Source organism: Cobetia sp. 1CM21F, assembly GCF_023161745.1.
GTDB classification, from domain to species: Bacteria; Pseudomonadota; Gammaproteobacteria; order Pseudomonadales; family Halomonadaceae; genus Cobetia; species Cobetia amphilecti.
Genome location: NZ_JALNTQ010000002.1, coordinates 594,983 through 613,255, shown reverse-complemented (window position 1 = coordinate 613,255; position 18,273 = coordinate 594,983). Strand labels below are relative to the sequence as shown.

15 protein-coding genes are annotated in these 18,273 nt (G+C 63.6%); 12 read left to right on the top strand and 3 right to left on the bottom strand.

Features of this window, described 5'->3' with window-relative positions; translation table 11 throughout:
• Positions 1–81: 81 nt before the first annotated feature.
• Together MSG32_RS08230 and MSG32_RS08225 are read right to left on the bottom strand one after the other, a co-directional pair.
• Positions 82–1,566: a dihydrolipoyl dehydrogenase gene (locus MSG32_RS08230; protein WP_248379118.1), complete on the bottom strand. Its 1,485-nt coding sequence runs from the start codon at positions 1,564–1,566 to the stop codon at positions 82–84.
• A gap of 113 nt (positions 1,567–1,679) precedes the next feature.
• On the bottom strand, positions 1,680–2,429 hold the full coding sequence (locus MSG32_RS08225; protein WP_248379117.1) for a glutathione peroxidase: 750 nt from the start codon (positions 2,427–2,429) through the stop codon (positions 1,680–1,682).
• A gap of 375 nt (positions 2,430–2,804) precedes the next feature.
• Here MSG32_RS08225 and MSG32_RS08220 point away from each other — a divergent pair, with 375 nt between their 5' ends.
• The 6 genes from MSG32_RS08220 (at position 2,805) to MSG32_RS08195 (ending at position 8,532) form a co-directional block, all read left to right on the top strand.
• Complete coding sequence (locus tag MSG32_RS08220; protein WP_216059876.1) at positions 2,805–3,083, top strand: hypothetical protein; 279 nt, start codon at positions 2,805–2,807, stop codon at positions 3,081–3,083.
• A gap of 132 nt (positions 3,084–3,215) precedes the next feature.
• Positions 3,216–3,377, top strand: a complete 162-nt coding sequence (locus tag MSG32_RS08215) for a YqaE/Pmp3 family membrane protein (RefSeq protein ID WP_043334518.1) — start codon at positions 3,216–3,218, stop codon at positions 3,375–3,377.
• 365 nt (positions 3,378–3,742) lie between these two features.
• Positions 3,743–4,891, top strand: a complete 1,149-nt coding sequence (locus tag MSG32_RS08210) for an ABC transporter ATP-binding protein (RefSeq protein WP_248379116.1) — start codon at positions 3,743–3,745, stop codon at positions 4,889–4,891.
• A gap of 173 nt (positions 4,892–5,064) precedes the next feature.
• Positions 5,065–6,201: an extracellular solute-binding protein gene (locus MSG32_RS08205; RefSeq protein ID WP_225347830.1), complete on the top strand. Its 1,137-nt coding sequence runs from the start codon at positions 5,065–5,067 to the stop codon at positions 6,199–6,201.
• Positions 6,202–6,375: 174 nt separating this feature from the next.
• Positions 6,376–7,677, top strand: coding sequence for an ABC transporter permease (locus MSG32_RS08200; protein WP_054556762.1), 1,302 nt, complete (start codon positions 6,376–6,378; stop codon positions 7,675–7,677).
• A gap of 3 nt (positions 7,678–7,680) precedes the next feature.
• A complete protein-coding gene (locus MSG32_RS08195) occupies positions 7,681–8,532 on the top strand; it encodes an ABC transporter permease (protein WP_248379115.1) in 852 nt (283 codons plus the stop codon).
• A 175-nt stretch (positions 8,533–8,707) separates the two neighbouring features.
• On the opposite strand, the gene MSG32_RS08190 is transcribed toward MSG32_RS08195, so the two are convergent.
• Positions 8,708–10,609, bottom strand: a complete 1,902-nt coding sequence (locus MSG32_RS08190; RefSeq protein WP_248379114.1) for a sigma 54-interacting transcriptional regulator — start codon at positions 10,607–10,609, stop codon at positions 8,708–8,710.
• Between the two features lie 672 nt (positions 10,610–11,281).
• Here MSG32_RS08190 and MSG32_RS08185 point away from each other — a divergent pair.
• The 6 genes from MSG32_RS08185 to MSG32_RS08160 all read left to right on the top strand — a co-directional run bounded on the left by MSG32_RS08185 (position 11,282) and on the right by MSG32_RS08160 (position 17,975).
• Complete coding sequence (locus MSG32_RS08185; protein ID WP_248379113.1) at positions 11,282–12,436, top strand: ABC transporter ATP-binding protein; 1,155 nt, start codon at positions 11,282–11,284, stop codon at positions 12,434–12,436.
• Complete coding sequence (locus MSG32_RS08180) at positions 12,436–13,674, top strand: ABC transporter ATP-binding protein (protein WP_248379112.1); 1,239 nt, start codon at positions 12,436–12,438, stop codon at positions 13,672–13,674. Before MSG32_RS08185 ends, MSG32_RS08180 begins: the two co-directional genes overlap by 1 nt.
• The gene (locus MSG32_RS08175) at positions 13,674–14,543 is read left to right on the top strand and encodes a sugar ABC transporter permease (protein ID WP_043334509.1); all 870 of its coding nucleotides are present in this window, start codon (positions 13,674–13,676) and stop codon (positions 14,541–14,543) included. The genes MSG32_RS08180 and MSG32_RS08175 overlap by 1 nt, the downstream gene beginning before the upstream one ends.
• Before the next feature lie 11 nt (positions 14,544–14,554).
• Positions 14,555–15,355 carry a carbohydrate ABC transporter permease gene (locus MSG32_RS08170; protein ID WP_043334505.1) on the top strand — a complete coding sequence of 267 codons (801 nt, stop codon included), beginning with the start codon at positions 14,555–14,557 and terminating at the stop codon, positions 15,353–15,355.
• Positions 15,356–15,428: 73 nt separating this feature from the next.
• Positions 15,429–15,701, top strand: coding sequence for a DUF2160 domain-containing protein (locus MSG32_RS08165; protein WP_043334560.1), 273 nt, complete (start codon positions 15,429–15,431; stop codon positions 15,699–15,701).
• A gap of 294 nt (positions 15,702–15,995) precedes the next feature.
• Positions 15,996–17,975 carry a DUF4955 domain-containing protein gene (locus tag MSG32_RS08160; protein WP_248379111.1) on the top strand — a complete coding sequence of 660 codons (1,980 nt, stop codon included), beginning with the start codon at positions 15,996–15,998 and terminating at the stop codon, positions 17,973–17,975.
• Positions 17,976–18,273: the final 298 nt, after the last annotated feature.

Genomic DNA, 18,273 nt, shown 5'->3' with positions numbered 1-18,273 from the left:
GACTGCCGGCGACATTCAACATCTGTTCAGAGCATAGGGCATCACTGCGTGAGCTGCGCGTCCCGTTGCCTTGAGGGGGTATCAGTCACCCGGACCGCATTCCATGCAGCGCTCGACGATGGCCGGGCCCAGCTGCAGGTTGGCGTTGAGGTCACGCAGCGCGGTGCGCAGGCCTTCCTCGATCACCGGGTGATAGAAGGGCATTTCCAGCATCTGCTCGATGGTCATGCGTTGCTGATGGGACCAGGCCAATAGGTGGGCGAGGTGCTCGGCACGCGGACCGAAGATCTCGGCGCCCAGCAGCAGGCCGGTGCCTTGCTCGCCATAGACGCGCAGCATGCCCTTGTTCATGCGCATCACGCGGGAGCGACCCTGGCCGGTGAAGTCGACTTCGCCCACCGCGTAGCAGTCGCAGGCACCGTAGCGCTGTTCGATCTCGGCGGTCGAGAGGCCGATGGTGGCCATCTGCGGATCACTGAACACGACGGCGATGGTGCTCTTGCGCTGACCGGCACGCACGTCGGGGAAGCGACCGGCGTTGTCACCGGCGATACGGCCCTCATCGGAGGCTTCGTGCAGCAGCGGCAGGTCGTTGTTGGCGTCGCCGGCGATGAAGACATGGCTCGGCGTGTCGTCGTTCAGACGAGTCTGCAGGGTGTGACGATTGAAGATCGGCACGCCGCGCTCGTCCAGCTTCAGACCCAGCGCCTCGATATTGAGGCGATCGACGTTCGGGCGGCGGCCGGTGGCCGCAAGCAGGTAGTCGAAACGCTCGGTGAGGCGAGCTTCGCTGCCACGCTCGATGAAGGTGATCTCGACACCGGCGCCATTCTCGTCCTCGACACGTTCGATCTTCTCGACCTTGGCGTCCGGGTCGAGATAGAACTCCTCGTTGAAGACGCGATCGGCATTGGCACGCAGCTTCTCGTCACGCAGCGGGCCGATGGCGCCGCCGACACCAAACATGCGGATGCGCACGCCGAGACGCGTGAGCGCCTGGCCCAGCTCCAGCCCGATGACGCCCGGGCCGAAGACGGCGACGGATTCCGGCAGGTCGTCCCAGTCGAAGACGCTGTCGTTGATGATCAGGCGGTCACCGGCATTCTCGAAGAAGCCCGGGTAGCTGGGGCGTGAGCCGGTGGCGATCACGACACGCTCGAAGGTGACGCGGGTCTCGTTGTCGCCGATGATCAGGCTGTTGGCGGTCTCGAAGCGCGCATTGCCGCGCAGCTTGTCGTGGGAGGGGATGCCTTCCACGGACTCGACCACGAAACCGACGAAGCGGTCGCGCTCACGCTTGACGCGGTCCATCACGGCGCGGCCATCCACCTTGACCTCGCCTTCGATATTGATGCCGAACGGTGCGGTATCACGGGCGTGATGCGCGGCTTCGGCCGCACTGATCAGCAGCTTGGACGGCATGCAGCCGACACGGGCACAGGTGGTGCCGTAGGGGCCACCTTCGATCATGACCACGGAATCGGTGTGTGCCTTGGCGGCGCGATAGGCGCCCAGACCGGCACTGCCTGCACCGATGATGGCGACTTCAACCTGGCGTTCGTTCACGTCGTACTCCTCAAGGCGCGCCAGCGGCGCACCTGACAATGGGGTCTCAAGCGCGAGCGTGGCCCGCGCGTGATGAAAAGAGAAAGTTATCGGGGCCTGTCAGCGTGATGCGTTCAAGCGCTGGTCAGGCTGCCGAAGTAGCGGGCGACTTCATCGCTGCCGCCGACATGCTCACCGTCGATCCAGACCTGCGGCACGGTGGCCTGACCGGTCATGGCGCGCAGGGTGCGTGAGGTCACGCCGCGTGTGCCGACTTCGATGACTTCGTAGCTGATGCGCGCTTCGTCGAGCATCTGCTTCGCACGTGCGCAGTACGGGCAGCCCGGCTTGCTGAACAGGGTAGCGAAGCTGGGACGGCCGGCGTCCGGGTCCAGATAGTCGAGCATGGTATCGGCGTCGGAGACTTCAAAGGGGTCGCCCGGCTTCTGCGGCTCGATGAACTGCTTCTCGACCACGCCGTTGCGTACCAGCATGGAATAGCGCCAGCTGCGCTTGCCGAAACCGATGTCGCTCTTGTCGACCAGCATGCCCATGCCGGCGGCGAAGTCGCCGTTGCCATCGGCGATCAGGCTCAGGTTCTCGGCTTCCTGATGCTCGCCCCAGGATTCCATGACGAAGGCGTCATTGACGGACAGGCAGACGATCTCGTCGACGCCGACAGCATAGAAGCGATCGGCCAGCTCGTTGTAGCGCGGCAGGTGAGTGGAGGAACAGGTCGGGGTGAAGGCGCCCGGCAGGGCGAAGACCACCACGTTGCGGCCCGAGAAGATATCCTCGCTGGTGCGCTCGACCAGACGGCCGTCACGACGGATCTTGAAGCTGACGTTCGGGACCTGCTGGCCTTCGTGTGATTCGAGTTGCATGAAATTGGCTCCGGTCTCGATGAGACGTATCTAAAGGGGATGGCAGGCGACTGAGGCTCGATGACAATGTCGAGTGCATGAGAAATCAGTGCCTTGCGAAACTGGAGCCAGTCTAGGGGCAAGCCTCTTGCGGGTGAATTTGATTGCATCAAGCGAGGCGATAGCTTTTCTTGATGATGCTGCTGACAGTCAGGCGTGGGCTGGCTCATGGCCTCGTTCTCGGCAGGAACGTGCTGGCCAGCAAGCGGCTTTTTTACCGGAAATAGTTATACAGACTTGATATTTGCCCCTGTCAGCCATAGGTAGTGGGTACGTCACAGCATCGTCAGGCGTCGAGTCTGGCAAGCGAGGCAATAGATGAACGCACGAGAGTACATGGCGAAGCACGGCCTGGACGGCGACAAGGACAAGGAGGAGGACAAGCCTCAGAGTCTGGAAGAACATGCCTGGGCACGTGCACGTGAGTCCGGCAGCCATCGGCCACGCACCGGGACGCCGCATGACTGGGAAGACTGGGAGCGCTACCACGAGCAGCTGGCCGCGGACTCCGAGAAGCTGTCCCAGAAGATCGATCGTCAGGCCCGCGCTGGCGGATCCGCCTCAGCGCACGACGATGATGTCGACAAGGCCGATGCTGATCGAGAAGGGCAGTGATCAAGACCGTCAGTCCTCAAGACGGGAGCTGATATAGAAGGACAGTGATCAAGAAGGACACTGATCAACACGAGTACCGAACATTCATGACCTCCGTGGAGTCACGGTTGTCACAATCGCAAGGAGCAACTCATGGATATCATTCGCATCATTCTGGCCATCATCCTGCCGCCGCTGGGCGTTCTCATGCAGGTGGGTGTCGCCAACAAGCATTTCTGGATCAACATCATCCTGACCTGCTTCGGTTTCCTGCCGGGGATCATCCACGCGGTGTGGGTCATTACCAAGTTCTGACCGCCGCTGAGCCCCAGGCTCTGATATGGCTGCCCACCTCGGGCAACCCAGAGTTGAAAGACCCAAAGCCCCCGCTGCCTTGTGTGCAGCGGGGGCTTTTCAGTGGGCGCTCACCGGAGAAGCGCCATGTGACGTCGGTGATTCAGCGGCGGGGCTTGCCGAGGGCCCTGGCGAATGGCAGGCGACGGTAGTTCAACATGTAGACTTTCGCATAGCCTGATTTCAACGCTTTTCAGCGAGCGTGGCGCTTGTCGCCTCTCGCTTGCCCCCGTAGGGTCAAATGGGACTGAGGGCAGCGATCAGGGCCGGTGAAGCCTGTTCGATCACATGCTCCACGATAACAACAACACGTATGGATACCACGCATGGTCACGACTGCTGAGCCCGACGCGCCGCAGGAGACCAGCTCCTGCTTCGCGATCTTCAATGATGTGCAAAAGAGCTATGACGGCGAAACGCTGGTGGTCAAGGGCTTCAATCTTGAAGTCCAGCGCGGCGAGTTCGTCACCCTGCTGGGGCCGTCCGGTTCCGGCAAGACTACCTGCCTGATGATGATGGCAGGCTTCGAAACGCCGACCCACGGCGACATCCTCCTCGACGGTACCCCCATCAATGACTTGCCACCGCACAAGCGCGGCATCGGCATGGTCTTCCAGAACTATGCACTGTTTCCGCACATGAGCGTGGCTGAGAACCTGGCCTTCCCATTGGAAGTGCGCGGCATGAGCAAGGAGGAGATCTCGACCAAGGTGGCCAACGCGCTGGACATGGTGCGACTCGGCGAATTCGGCGATCGTCGCCCGGGGCAGCTCTCCGGTGGGCAGCAGCAGCGGGTCGCCCTGGCACGCGCGCTGGTCTTCGAGCCGGAGCTGGTGTTGATGGATGAGCCGCTGGGGGCGCTGGACAAGAACCTGCGCGAAGAGATGCAGTTCGAGATCAAGCGCATCCACCAGCGCCTCGGCGTCACCATGCTCTACGTGACCCACGATCAGACGGAAGCGCTGACCATGTCGGACCGCATCGCGGTCTTCAATGACGGCATCGTCCAGCAGCTGGCAACCCCCAAGGCGCTGTATGAAGCGCCGGAGAATGCCTTCGTCGCCTATTTCATCGGCGAGAACAATCGCCTCAACGGCCAGGTATCGCAGCTCGACGCTCAGGGTGAGCATTGCACGGTGACCCTCGACAGTGGCGAGCAGGTACGGGCACTCAAGGTGGCCGTCAATGAGGTCGGCGAGCGCACCCAGCTGTCACTGCGCCCGGAGCGGGTGCGCCTGCTGTCGGCGGAAGAGCCAGGCGCCGCGGGCACGCAAAGCCCTCCCGACAATGTCTTCTCCGCCGAGGTGCTCGAGGTGATCTATCTTGGAGATCATCTACGCACGCGCGTGGCGGTATGTGGCAGTGACGAATTCATCATCAAGACACCCAACGCCGAGGGCTATCCGCCCTTGCGGCCCGGGCAGACCCTGCAGGTCGGATGGGACGCCTGCGACTGCCGGGCGCTGGATGCCTGAGGCCAGCAAGGGTCAGAGCAGACCAGAAGAACAGGCGAGAAAAGGACAGGCTAGACAGGACCGGCGAGAAAGAAAAAGCAGCACGGGAGGTGAAGCACGCTTCCTCAGCAGAGCAAGAGCAGATTTCGCGACAAGAGTGCAGCACAACAACAAGAAATCAGGGAGATTCATCCATGTCAGTCATCAATCAGTTCACCGCGTCATTCACTACCTCACGTCCGGGCATGCCGCTGCGCAGCCTGCTGGCGGTTGCCGTGGCAGCGGCCGGCATGAGCGCCGGTGCGGCCCAGGCCGAGACGCTCAATATCGTCTCGTGGGGCGGCGCCTATACCGACAGCCAGAACAAGGCCTATCACGAGCCCTGGGAGGAGAAGAGCGGCGACACCGTCGTCAATATCGACAAGTCATCCAATGCGCTTTCCGGTCTGCGCGCACAGGTCCAGGCCGGCAACGTCACCTGGGACCTGGTCGACATGCTGCCCAGTGATGCCTTGATTGCCTGTTCGGAAGGCCTGATCGAGCCGCTGGACCCGGACACCCTGTTCGCGGCAGCGCCGGATGGCACGCCGGCCAGCGAGGACTTCATCGAGAATTCACTCAGCGAGTGCTTCGTTCCGCAGATCGTCTACTCCAACATCGTGGCCTTCAATACCGAGATGTTCCCCGAGGACAAGCAGCCGGATTCCATCGATGACGTCTTCAATCTCGAGGAATTCCCCGGCAAGCGTGCGCTGCAGAAGAAGCCGATCAACAACATGGAGTGGGCGCTGGTGGCCGATGGCGTGGCCCCGGAAGATGTCTACGAGATGCTGGATTCCGAGGAAGGCATCGAACGTGCCTTCGCCAAGCTCGATACCATCAAGGACAGCGTGATCTGGTGGGAAGAGGGCGCACAGCCGCCGCAGCTGCTGGCGGACAAGGAAGTGGCCTTCGCCTCGGCCTACAACGGACGCATCTTCGATGCCGAGGTCAACGAGAAGCAGCCATTCTCCATCGTCTGGGATGCCCAGGTCTTCGAGCTGGATGGCTGGGTCGTCCCGACCGGCAAGCTCGACAAGGTCAAGGATTACCTGATGTTCGCCACCGATACCCAGCGTCTGGCGGATCAGGCGAAGTACATCTCCTACGGGCCGGCGCGTACCTCCTCCGCGGCACTGGTCTCGACCCATGCGGACACCGGCATCGACATGAAGCCGCACATGCCCACCTATGGCCCCAACTTCGAGACCGCCATCCCCAAGGATGACGAATTCTGGGCCGACAACCTCGATGAGCTGAGCCAGCGCTTCAACGCCTGGCTGGCACGCTGACCCCTGCACTGACCCGCTGGCCCCGGTGGCGCACACCCGCGCGCCGGGGCCTTTTTGATCATGCCTGATGGCCCGTCGGCCATGCTCGATTCCGCCAGGTTGGCTTCCGTCACTGTCACGCGGAAGCCGGCTGGCGGCCCAGGCATCCTCGGATAGCCGATCAAGGAGTGCAGGATGAGCGATTCCTCCGCCCCGGCCACGTCCGGAAGCGCAGCACATGACCCCAATGGTGCCCCCGGCGCGGCGCTGACCACCGCCGATGGCGTACCGCTGAAACAGAGCCTCAATCGCGCCATCCGCCGCAGCCGCATCAAGGCGTTGCTGCTGGTGGCGCCATTGCTGGTCTTCATCGGGCTGGCATTCGTCATGCCCATCTTCGACATGCTGTCACGCAGTGTCGACAACCCGGAAGTCTCCACCTATCTGCCACGCACCAGCGAGGTGCTGGTCGACTGGGACGGCGAAGGGCTGCCGGAAGAGGCCGCCTACGCCGCCCTGGCGCAGGATCTGGCCGCGGGACTCAAGGCGCGCAATCTCGGGCGCGTCGCCTCGCGTCTCAACTACGAAAAGTCCGGCATGCGGTCGCTGTTCATGAAGAGCGCCCGCCGTGCCGGTCGCATGGAGGCCCCTTACAAGGCCGCGCTGATCAAGGCCGATGAGGATTGGGAGGACCCGGATATCTGGCGTCTGATCAAGCGCGAATCGTCGCCTCTCACCGCTTCCTACTATCTGGCGGCGGTGGATCGCCAGTTCTCACCGACAGGCGAGATCGTCGAGAAACCGGAGTATCTGCAGATCCACGTCTCGCTGTTCATCCGCACCTTCTGGATGAGCGCGGCGATCACCGGGCTGTGTCTGTTGCTGGCCTATCCGGTGGCCTGGCTGCTGGCGACCCTGCCGGCCAGTCGCGGCAATCTGCTGATGATTCTGGTGCTGCTGCCGTTCTGGACCTCGCTGCTGGTGCGAACCACCACCTGGATCGCGATCCTGCAGCAGCAGGGGGTGCTCAATGACATGCTGGTGGGTGTCGGGATACTCGCCGAGGAGGCGCGTATCCAGATGATCTACAACAAGACCGGCACCATCATCGCGATGACCCACATCCTGCTGCCGTTCATGATCCTGCCGCTGTACTCGGTGATGAAGACCATCCCGCCCAGCTACATGCATGCGGCGCGCTCGCTGGGCGCCGGGCCGATCACCGCCTTCCGGCGCGTCTACTTCCCGCAGACCCTGCCGGGTATCGGGGCGGGCTCGATTCTGGTCTTCATCCTCTCCATCGGCTACTACATCACGCCGGCACTGGTGGGCGGGCAGTCGGGCCGCTTCATCACCAACTTCATCGCCTATCACATGCAGACCTCGCTCAACTGGGGGCTGGCAGCGGCCATTGGCTCGATTCTGCTGGTCGTGGTGATCCTCTTCTATCTCGTCTACAACCGCCTGATCGGTGTGGACAAGGTCAAACTGGGGTGACAGATGGCCATACCTTCCTATGCAACTCGTGGTGAGCGGATCTGGCATTGGGTGTTCTGCGTGCTGTGCGCGCTGATCTTCCTGTTCCTGATCGGGCCGATCCTGGTGATCATTCCGCTCTCGTTCAATGCCGAACCTTACTTCACCTTCTCGGAGAAGATGCTGTCGCTGGACCCGGAGGGCTACTCGCTGCGCTGGTATCAGGAGTTCTTCACCTCGGATGAGTGGATGCGCTCGATCAAGAACAGCATCATCGTGGCGGTGTGCGCGACGGTGCTGGCCACGGTACTGGGCACGCTTGCCGCACTGGGGCTTTCCAGCAGCTTCATGCCGTTTCGCAATACCATCATGGCGATCCTGATCTCGCCGATGATCGTGCCGCTGATCATCAGCGCCGCGGCGATGTTCTTCTTCTTCTCGAAACTGGGGCTGACCCAGACCTATCTGGGCGTGATTCTGGCGCACACGGCGCTGGGCATTCCCTTCGTGGTGATCACGGTGACGGCGACGCTGTCCGGCTTCGATCACTCGCTGACACGTGCGGCGCACTCGCTGGGGGCCAGTCCAAGTCGCACCTTCTTCCGCATCATCCTGCCGCTGGTGACGCCGGGAGTGGTGTCCGGTGCGCTGTTCGCCTTCATCACCTCGTTCGATGAAGTCGTGGTGGTGCTGTTCATCGCCGGGCCGGCACAGACCACCATCCCGATCCAGATGTGGTCCGGTATCCGTGAGGAGATAAGTCCGACGATTCTGGCGGTGGCCACGCTGCTGGTGCTGGTCTCGATCCTGCTGTTGACAACACTGGAGCTGATTCGCCGCCGCAATGAACGACTGCGCGGCCTGACGCCGAGCTGAGCACTGTCCTCGACCCTCTGCCATCTGTCCTCTGCCGTCTGCCCTCTGCTCTTGAGTGCTGGGCGCTTGATAGTTGTGAGAAACAGGAGTCGCAAGAAACGCCCGTGCCCCCGCAGACAGACTCTGCGGGGGCGCGGGCGTTTCAGGGCCGGGGCTTGAAGAAAAGCCTGCTGCGTCAGGCCGCGCCGAGTCGCTTGTAGAGCGTGGTGCGACTGATGCCCAGCTCCCGCGCGAGACGCGAGACGTTGCCGCCCAGCGCGTCCAGCGCACTCTGCAGCTCCTCGGCGCTGGAGAGATCATGCAGCGAGGGCTGGCGGCTCGGTTGCGAGGGCTTAAGGGCAAGCTCGCCCTCTGCTGCGGTACAGTCGCCTTCTACCGCGAGGCAGTCGCCCGCCAGCATCACATGGCACGGCTCCAGGGCCGGCCCGTCGCACAGTGCCAGCGCCAGACGCAGCACGTTGTCCAGCTCGCGCACGTTGCCGGGCCAGTCATGCTGGGTGAGGCGATCGAGGAAGGCGGGCGTGATGCGCGGCAGCTCACGTTGCTGCTCCCGGCACAGCCGTGTCAGCAGGGCGCGACTCAGACCGGCGATGTCGTGACGCTCCCTCAGCGGCGGCAGAGCGATGGTGGCGCCACACAGGCGATAGTAGAGATCTGCCCGGAAGCGTCCGGCCTTGACCAGCTCACTGAGGGGCTGATGGGTGGCGGCGACCAGTTCGAAATCGACCCGCTGCGACTTGCCGCCGCCCAGCGGGGTGACTTCACGCTCCTGCAGTACGCGCAGCAGACGCGCTTGCACATGCAGCGGCATGTCGCCGATCTCATCCAGGAACAGGCGCCCGCCATTGGCCTCGAGCAGGCGGCCTTCGCGCCCGGCGGGGTCGGCACCGGTAAAGGCACCGCGCCGATAGCCGAACAGTTCGGCCTCGACCAGCTCATCAGGCAAGGCGGCGCAGTTGATGGCGACCAGCGGCTGATGGGCGCGATGACTGGCCTGATGCAGCGCCTTGACCACTTCCTCCTTGCCGACGCCAGTCTCGCCCTGCAGCAGTAGTGGCAGGCGGGCGTTCACCAGCCGCGCCAGCAGTTCGCAGACCCTGGCCCAGCCGGCATCGCCATGATGCAGGCGCGCAAGGCTCGGGTGGCACGCAGTCTTTCGAGTGGCGGCTTCGGCCGGTGTCTGGCTTGCAGAGCGCTCGGCCGGCGCACGGGCCACGACCCGTGGGCTGGGTGGGGCTGCGCACAGGGTGTAGCCCGTGAAGCGCGGGTGCTGCGTGAGTGTCACACACTGCGCCTCGGCGAGCTGGGACAGTGGCGCCCAGTCCAGCTGCCAGCGTGCCAGCGGCTGGCCCAGCAGCAGGTGGATGTCATCGCGGGTGGCGCAGCTATCGCTGTCCGCTGCATGGGCTGCGCTGTTCGATGCATTGGCTGCATTGTCTGCATTGTCTGCGCTGTCGGAGGCGGGCGTGAGTTCAAGGTGAGCCGCCAGCAGCTGCAGTCCCCGGCGACTGGCGGCAGCGACCTGACCTTGCGGTGTGATGGCCAGCAGGGCTGCGCTGGGCGAGTCCAGCTGCGAGCGGTTGAGATGCAGGCGCAACAGGTGATGGTCGTGCCCATGCGCCTCGCCCAGACGGCGTTGCTCGATGTCATCCGCCAGTACGCCGAGCATGCCGAGGCTGTACTGGCGCACACGGTAGGGATCGCAGATCAGCCCCAGGCACCCCTCGCAGGCGCCGGGCGTCAGGCCGCGACTGGCACTCCAGCTGGCGGGCGCCAGCAGTGCGGCACTGGCGCTGGCCAGCCCCTTGAGGCATTCGGCGTCATGCGCTTCGAGCGCGATGCGCGCCAGGCGATTGGCGCGCGGCGCATTCAGGGTCTCGGCGATGGCGTTGTGGCCCAGCGACTCCTCACGCCAGCGCGCGCCGGGGTGCAACAGGGCGGCATCATTGCCCAGCAGTTGTTGATGGCCGTAGCTTGCCAGCACCATGCCGTCGCGGTCGGTCAGCACCAGGCACGCCTGCCAGTGATCGAGCAGGTTGAGGGTATGACCGGCCACCGCTGACGCCACCGTCGTCATCAGGCTGGCGGCCTGACGCTGCCGCCAGACGAGCTCTTCCGGCGGACACCTGAGGGTTGAGGGCGGCAGCGCCGAGGGAGAAGAAGAGGGAAGAGCAGAGGGAAGAGCAGAGGGCAGAGCCGCCGCAGACGTTGCGCAGGCGGCGCCTCGATCGAGCGCCTGATCCTCCGCGTGGTGAGCTGGATGCTTGGCCGAATGATGAGCAGCATGGCGCGCTGAGTGCTTGGCGGCGTGGGGTAGTGGCATGCGACGTCCCTTGTGCGGTGGGCCTTTCAGGCCTCTGTTGTTATGGGTGCTGTTATCGATGTTGTTTCCGGTGCTTTTATCGGTCTGGGGGAGTGTTCACGGCAATGTTCACTTGTGCGTGGTGAGTGTTCAGTTCCGAGAACTTCAGTGTTCAGACACTGTTCATCAGAGTAGCGGCAGACGCGGCGGATGACGGGCTAGACCATGGTCTGCCCCTGCCTTGGTCGCATCCGGCAAGTAACTGAATGATCGACAGAAGAGCGGAATCCGGCGCCCTTCGAGGGCTAGAGGAGGGTGTCTGTGGGCAGGTGTCTGCGCGCGGCTGGCACAGGGTTCGCTTGAGGATAGTCACCAGGTGGGTGTGAACACTCGGCAGTGGTTGGCCGTGTCCTTGCCCCGATGACTTTCACCAGACGAGACAGCGCCATGTCCTTGAGCCTTGAGGCGGTCACCCGCCGGGTTGGCCGCGAGACCCATATCGACAGGGTGGACCTGACCTTCGAGCCCGGCTCCTTCAATGTGCTGCTGGGACGCACCCTGTCCGGCAAGACGTCGCTGATGCGCCTGATGGCGGGTCTCGATGTGCCCAGTGACGGGCGCATCGTGATGAACGGCGAGGACGTGACCGGCCGGCCGGTGCGCGAGCGCAACATCTCGATGGTCTATCAGCAGTTCATCAACTACCCGAGCCTGAGCGTCTACGACAACATCGCCTCGCCGCTGAAGCTGGCGCGCATGGCGCCTGAGGAAATCCGCCGCCGCGTGCACGAGATCGCCGAGATGCTGCATATCGAGCAGTTCCTTGCGCGTCAGCCGGCGGAGCTGTCCGGTGGCCAGCAGCAGCGCACGGCCATGGCGCGGGCGCTGGTCAAGGACGCCGACCTGGTGCTGTTCGATGAGCCGCTGGTCAATCTCGACTACAAGCTGCGCGAAGAACTGCGTCACGAGATGCGCAGCCTGTTCGCGACCCGCAACACCATTGCCGTCTACGCCACCACCGAGCCCGGCGAGGCGCTGGCACTCGGCGGCACCACCACCCTGATGCATGAAGGGCGGGTGCTGCAGTCCGGGCCTACCGAGGCCGTCTACCATCATCCGCTGAGTGTCGAGGCGGCGAAGCTCTACTCCGAGCCGCAGATCAATCTGTTCGAGGCCGAGGTGCGCGGACGTGAGCTGGCGTTCTCCGGCGCGGCCAGTGCCGGCGAGCAGGGCAGCCGTTTCGTGCTGCCCGCGCCACTGGTGGGGATCGAGAGCGGGGCCTACCGCTTCGGTATCCGCCCCAGCCATCTGGGGCTGGCACCGCTGGCCGATGATGATCTGGAGTTCGCCGTCACGGTGGATATCGCCGAGATCTCCGGCTCCGAGACCTTCCTGCATGTCAGCAATGCCGATCACTCGCTGGTCCTGCATCTGGCCGGCATCCACGACTTCGCCGTGGATGATGCCATCCGCGTCTATGCCCCCGCCCACAAGCTGTTCGTCTATGCCGCCGATGGTGGTGACGGGGCGGAACAGCATGGCGATGGGGCACTGATCCGCTCGCCCGAGCGACCCACCACGACTGGCGGAGGGCTGGCCTGATGGCGGAAATACACCTCAATGATCTGGCGCACAGCTACCTGGCGGTGCCCACCGCCGACAGTGATTACGCCATCCGACGCATGAATCATGTCTGGCAGCAGGGCGGCGCCTATGCACTGCTCGGCCCGTCGGGGTGTGGCAAGAGCACGCTGCTCAACATCATCTCCGGGTTGCTGGCCCCCTCCGAGGGCGAGGTGCGCTTCGATGATCGCGTGGTCAATCGGCTGCCGCCGGAAGAGCGCAACATTGCTCAGGTGTTCCAGTTCCCGGTGGTCTACGACACCATGACCGTCTTCGACAATCTGGCCTTCCCGCTGCGCAATCAGCGCCAGCCGGAGCACAAGGTGCAGTCCCGGGTGCGTGAGATCGCCCAGGTGCTGGAGCTGGAAGACCTGCTGACGCGGCGAGCCAGCAACCTGACGGCCGACGAGAAGCAGAAGGTCTCGATGGGCCGTGGCCTGGTGCGCGATGACGTGGCCGCCATCCTGTTCGATGAACCGCTGACGGTCATCGACCCCCACCTCAAGTGGAAGCTGCGCCGCAAGCTCAAGCAGATCCACGAGCAGTTCAACATCACCATGGTCTACGTCACCCATGATCAGCTGGAGGCCTCGACCTTCGCCGACAAGATCGCGGTGATGTACGAGGGCCGCATCGTGCAGTTCGGCACCCCGCGCGAACTGTTCGAGGACCCCGCTCACACCTTCGTGGGCTACTTCATCGGCTCGCCGGGCATGAACCTGGCCAGCATCACGCTGGAATCGCAGGGCGTGCGGCTCGGCACGGGGGAGGATGCGCCCTTGCTGCATATCCCACGGCCGCTGCTGGCGACACTGGCGGAGCGCAAGGGCGAGTTGAAGCTGGGCATCCGGCCGGAATTCGTCGAGCTCGAGGCCAGCGACAGTTCACCAGCGGCGGCGGTTCCCGACACCCGCGAGCATTGGCTGAGTGGTCAGGTCACGCTGGTGCAGGACCTGGGGACCTACAAGGTGGTGGATATCGACATCGGTGGTGGCTGCCTGTTCAAGGCGCGCATCGAGGAAGATGCGCCGCTGCCGACAGGCCGCGTGCGTCTGCGCTTGCCGGCCCGCTGGCAGCGCTTCTATCTCGATGAGCATCTGCTGGATCTGTCGCAGGCCGGCGCGCATGACAGTGGCGAGGCGGACAGCCTTGCCAGAGGGGAGAGTGGCGGCTCTGTCATAGGGGAAGATGATGAGCGGCCGGGAGGTAACGCCTGATGCAACGCACACACAACAATCGCGCCTGGTGGCTGGTGCTGCCGGTGGTCATCGTGGTGGCGTTCTCGGCCATCATCCCGATGATGACGGTGGTCAACTACTCGGTGCAGGACATCTTCGATCCCTCCACGCGTTTCTTCGTCGGCACCGAGTGGTATCGCGAGATCCTGCGTGACGAGCGCCTGCACGACTCGCTGATCCGTCAGTTCGTCTATTCCTTCGCGGTGCTGGCCATCGAGATTCCGCTGGGGATCGCCGTGGCGCTCTCGATGCCGCGCAAGGGCTTCATGGTCTCGCTGTGCATGATTCTGCTGGCCTTGCCGCTGCTGATTCCCTGGAACGTGGTCGGCACCATCTGGCAGATCATCGGTCGTGAGGACATCGGTCTCTACGGCTGGGCGCTGGGCCAGCTGGGCATCGACTACAACTACGCCTCCAATCCGGCTGACGCCTGGGTGACGGTGCTGGTGATGGATGTCTGGCACTGGACGTCGCTGGTGGCGCTGCTGTGCTATTCGGGGCTGCGTGCCATTCCCGATGTCTATTACCAGGCCGCACGCATCGACCGTGCCTCGCCCTGGGCCGTGTTCCGCTACATCCAGCTGCCCAAGCTCAAGAGCGTGCTGTTGATCGGCATCATGCTGCGCTTCATGGACAGCTTCATGATCTACACCGAGCCCTTCGTGCTCACCGGTGGCGGGCCGGGTACCACCACCACCTTCCTGTCCCAGACCTTGACCCAGATGGCGATCGGCCAGTTCGATCTCGGACGTGCCGCTGCCTTCTCGCTGATCTACTTCCTCATCATCCTGCTGGTCTCGTGGCTGTTCTATACCGCCATGACCCATCAGGACAGTGACGACGCCTGAGGAGACGAGTGATGACCACACGCAAGCGTCTGGTAATGACGATCTATCTGCTGTTCCTGCTGGTGCCGATCTACTGGCTGCTGATCATGTCCTTCAAGTCGAATCAGGAGATTCTCGGCGGCCTGACCCTGTGGCCCGAGAACTTCACCTTCGACAACTATCGGGTGATCTTCACCGACCCCAGCTGGTACATGGGCTACCTCAACTCGATGAGCTACGTGGTGCTCAACATGCTCATCTCGCTGGCGGTGGCGCTGCCGGCGGCCTATGCCTTCTCGCGCTATCGCTTCCTGGGCGACAAGCATCTGTTCTTCTGGCTGCTAACCAATCGCATGGCGCCGCCGGCGGTCTTCCTGCTGCCGTTCTTCCAGCTCTATTCCTCGGTGGGGCTGTTCGATACTCCGCTGGCGGTGGCACTCGCGCACTGTCTGTTCAACGTGCCGCTGGCGGTCTGGATTCTGGAAGGCTTCATGTCCGGCGTACCCAAGGAGATCGATGAGACGGCCTATATCGACGGCTACAGCTTCCCGCGCTTCTTCCTGACGCTGTTCATTCCGATGATTCGCCCGGGCATCGGGGTGACCGCCTTCTTCTGCTTCATGTTCTCGTGGGTGGAGCTGTTGCTGGCGCGAACCCTGACCTCGACGGAGGCGAAACCGATAGCGGCGGTGATGACGCGAACGGTCTCGGCCTCGGGCATCGACTGGGGCGTGCTGGCCGCCGCCGGTGCCCTGACGCTGATTCCCGGCATTCTGGTGATCTACTTCGTGCGCAACCATGTCGCCAAGGGCTTTGCCCTGGGCCGGGTGTGATCGGCACCAGGCCGAGCGCCGCTGTCATTGCCGTCAGCAAGTCTCTGCTGGCGGCCCACAAGAGGACATGATGATGGAATGGATGGCCTGGACACTGCCCACGTCACTCTTCTTTGCCGGTATCGGCACCCTGCTGCTGGGCATGACCGCCTGGCAGTTCGTGACCCCGACGCTGAGTCGGCAGGGATTTCTGCCCATCGCGACCACGCGGGGCGACAGACTGTTCATCGGCCTGCTCTCCAGCGGCTGGCTGCATCTGCTGTGGTTGGGCTTTACCGATCAGGTGCTGTGGATGATCAGCATCGTGTGTGTCGTCTGGATGCTGGTGTTGATGAAGTGGGGATGAAGTGGGGATGACATGCGGGGAGATGTGAAGAGGAGAGAGCGCTGACGACAGGCAGCGTCGCCCGGTGGCAACACGGAACCGGACAGCCTGAGGGGAGTCCCAAGCGGTTCTGACTGGCATCCGCCAGTGTCATTCGCCGCTCTGGAATCTCGTTGCATGTCGTCATCTCGTTCACAGCATCGCTCGTCTACTGATAGTGCTTCAAAGGGGGCTTCAAAGGGTGCTTTACATGGCGCTTCACGTGGCGACTCTCCCTCGCCGGGCCGCAAGAACCGCAGTCGTCTCTGGGCGGGCGTGACAGGGCTGAGCATTGCCTGCGTTGTCGCCCTCGGTTGGTGGGCCGGTACACCGCTCGACACCCCGGGCACCGCGACGCCTGATCAGCAGGTCGGGGATGGCGAGGCGGAAGATGCAGGGCAATCAACATTGTGGCAGCAGTATCAGCGCGTGTGGCAGGCCAATCAGACCCGCCCACCCGAGGCGCGCAAGCCACTGCCACTGCCTGACGTTTCCCGCGTCGGCTACCACCAGGGCGAGGCACTTCCGGCGCCTGAGCTTGAGCTCGAGTCGCGTGATGCTGGTGAAGCGTCAGATAAGGGCTCGGCGGGAAAGGGCACGGCAGCAAAGGGCACTGTAGATGAGAGCGAAAAGGGCGTGCTGCGCCGGTTCGATGTCACGGCCTACGGCGCGGATGGCAGTGACACCCTGAGTGATCGCCGCGCCATTCTTGAGGCGCATGCCGCCATGCGTGACTGGCAACGTCAGGGCAGTGATGACGCTGACCGCCCCGCGCGCCGCGGCGTGCTCTATTTCCCGGCGGGGGATTACGTGGTGTATGGGGCGGCCGAGCGCGACTGGTTTCACTCCCGCCTGGTGGCACTGAAAGCCGCGGTGGCGGACGCAGAACGCCAGCAGGCGCTGCGCGAGGCATTGCTCAAGATGCAGGGGTTGAGTCTGGCAGGCAGTCATTGGACCTTGATGGGCGCGGGCAGTGATGTCACGCACCTCAGGCAGACCCGGCCGATGCTGCCGTTGCACGCCAGCTGGTACTGGAGCACTCCCTGGCTGCTGCATCTGGGCAATCTGGCCGAGGGGGGCAAGCAGGAAGAATGGCAAGCCGTCACGCCGACGAGCCACCGGCAGCCGGCGGATACGCAGGACACGATCACGCTGGCGGATGAGGCGGATGAGGCGGATGAGGCGGATGAGGCGGATGAGGCCGATGGCGTAGCGCTCGCGCCAGGCGATGAGGTGTTGCTGGAGAGCATCGACAAGCGGCCTGAGTCAGTGGCGCGTGCCCTGGCGCCCTATCAGATGGAAAAGGACGCCAGCACCGGCGAGTCACGCTGGTTGATCGAGCGTGACGGAGTGATCAAGCGGGCGCGCTACCGCGTGGTGGCACGTGACGGCAAGCGCCTCACGCTCTCGTTGCCGGTGGTGCATGAGCGCTTTCCCGGTGAGCAGTGGCGCATCGCACGCCTGCACCCGGCGCGGGAAGTCGGGGTGCAGGGCATCACGCTCAAGGGCAACTGGCGGGGGCACTTCAAGCATCACCGCAGCGCCGAGGATGACAGCGGCTTCGGCCTTTTGGACCTGGATGGCATCACGGATGGCTGGATACGTGACGTACGGCTCGACAGTTTCAATCAGGGGGTGAAGGTGCGCCACAGTTCACAGCTGACGCTCGAAGACGTGACGATGACCGGCAAGCCCGGGCATATCGCGATGACGATCAGTGACAGCAATCAGGTACTGGCCCGCCAGGTAGTCGACCAAAGTCATGCCTGGCATGCGCCCGGGGTGGCCCGCTACGCGACCCATAACGTCTACCTTGAACTGGAGCACGCCGGTGACAGTGGTATCGAGCTGCATGGTCAGCAATCGCGCGACAACGTGTTCGATCGCAAGCGTGGCGGTCATGTGCGCGACCGCTGGGGCGCGAGTGTCGGCCATCAGCCCAATCATCTGCGCGGGCTGGTGCTGTGGAACCCGGTCAATACCGGCAAGCCGCATGCTGCCTGGCCCTTCATGCGCGCCGACTCCCACTTCGGCAAGGTGATCATGCCGACGGTCGTCGGGGCGACCGGGCATGCGCTGGGCATCGCCAATCGCCATGACTATGCCCGGGTGATGAATGCCAAGGGCGTGACCGAGTATGACCCCTTGCCGCCGATGGATGCCTTGCAGGCCCGCGTCGAGTCACCGGGCGAGGCCGTGAAGCCCGCCTCGCTCTACCGCGCCCAGCGCGAGCTGCTGCAGGAGACGCGAGAGTGACAGCAAGCCACTGAGTATCAGTGCATCAGTGCATCAGGGCATCAGGGCATCAGCGCAGCAGAGCAATCAGGACAGCAAGGACAACAGAGCAGCAGCCAACGACAGCAGATCGCAACGGCAGGAGGAAGAGCAGCACCGAGAGCAAGCAAGGCGGCGAATCGCGCCGCGCGACACGTGATTGACGGAAGTGGTTGTTGGAAGACGCGACACAACAATAACGCCAATGAAGGGACATCCCATGAGTCAGCACATCATTCGACCCGCACGCCTGCGTTACGCCATCGCCTTCGCCACGGCG

Excerpts from the sequence above, each read along its gene's own strand:
- MSG32_RS08215 (WP_043334518.1), top strand. The coding sequence starts at position 3,216 with ATGGATATCATTCGCATCATTCTGGCCATCATCCTGCCGCCGCTGGGC.
- MSG32_RS08200 (WP_054556762.1), top strand. The coding sequence starts at position 6,376 with ATGAGCGATTCCTCCGCCCCGGCCACGTCCGGAAGCGCAGCACATGAC.
- MSG32_RS08170 (WP_043334505.1), top strand. The coding sequence starts at position 14,555 with ATGACCACACGCAAGCGTCTGGTAATGACGATCTATCTGCTGTTCCTG.
- MSG32_RS08195 (WP_248379115.1), top strand. The coding sequence starts at position 7,681 with ATGGCCATACCTTCCTATGCAACTCGTGGTGAGCGGATCTGGCATTGG.
- MSG32_RS08180 (WP_248379112.1), top strand. The coding sequence starts at position 12,436 with ATGGCGGAAATACACCTCAATGATCTGGCGCACAGCTACCTGGCGGTG.
- MSG32_RS08225 (WP_248379117.1), bottom strand. The coding sequence starts at position 2,429 with ATGCAACTCGAATCACACGAAGGCCAGCAGGTCCCGAACGTCAGCTTC.
- MSG32_RS08165 (WP_043334560.1), top strand. The coding sequence starts at position 15,429 with ATGGAATGGATGGCCTGGACACTGCCCACGTCACTCTTCTTTGCCGGT.
- MSG32_RS08190 (WP_248379114.1), bottom strand. The coding sequence starts at position 10,609 with ATGACGACGGTGGCGTCAGCGGTGGCCGGTCATACCCTCAACCTGCTC.
- MSG32_RS08210 (WP_248379116.1), top strand. The coding sequence starts at position 3,743 with ATGGTCACGACTGCTGAGCCCGACGCGCCGCAGGAGACCAGCTCCTGC.
- MSG32_RS08205 (WP_225347830.1), top strand. The coding sequence starts at position 5,065 with ATGTCAGTCATCAATCAGTTCACCGCGTCATTCACTACCTCACGTCCG.
- MSG32_RS08175 (WP_043334509.1), top strand. The coding sequence starts at position 13,674 with ATGCAACGCACACACAACAATCGCGCCTGGTGGCTGGTGCTGCCGGTG.
- MSG32_RS08185 (WP_248379113.1), top strand. The coding sequence starts at position 11,282 with ATGTCCTTGAGCCTTGAGGCGGTCACCCGCCGGGTTGGCCGCGAGACC.
- MSG32_RS08220 (WP_216059876.1), top strand. The coding sequence starts at position 2,805 with ATGGCGAAGCACGGCCTGGACGGCGACAAGGACAAGGAGGAGGACAAG.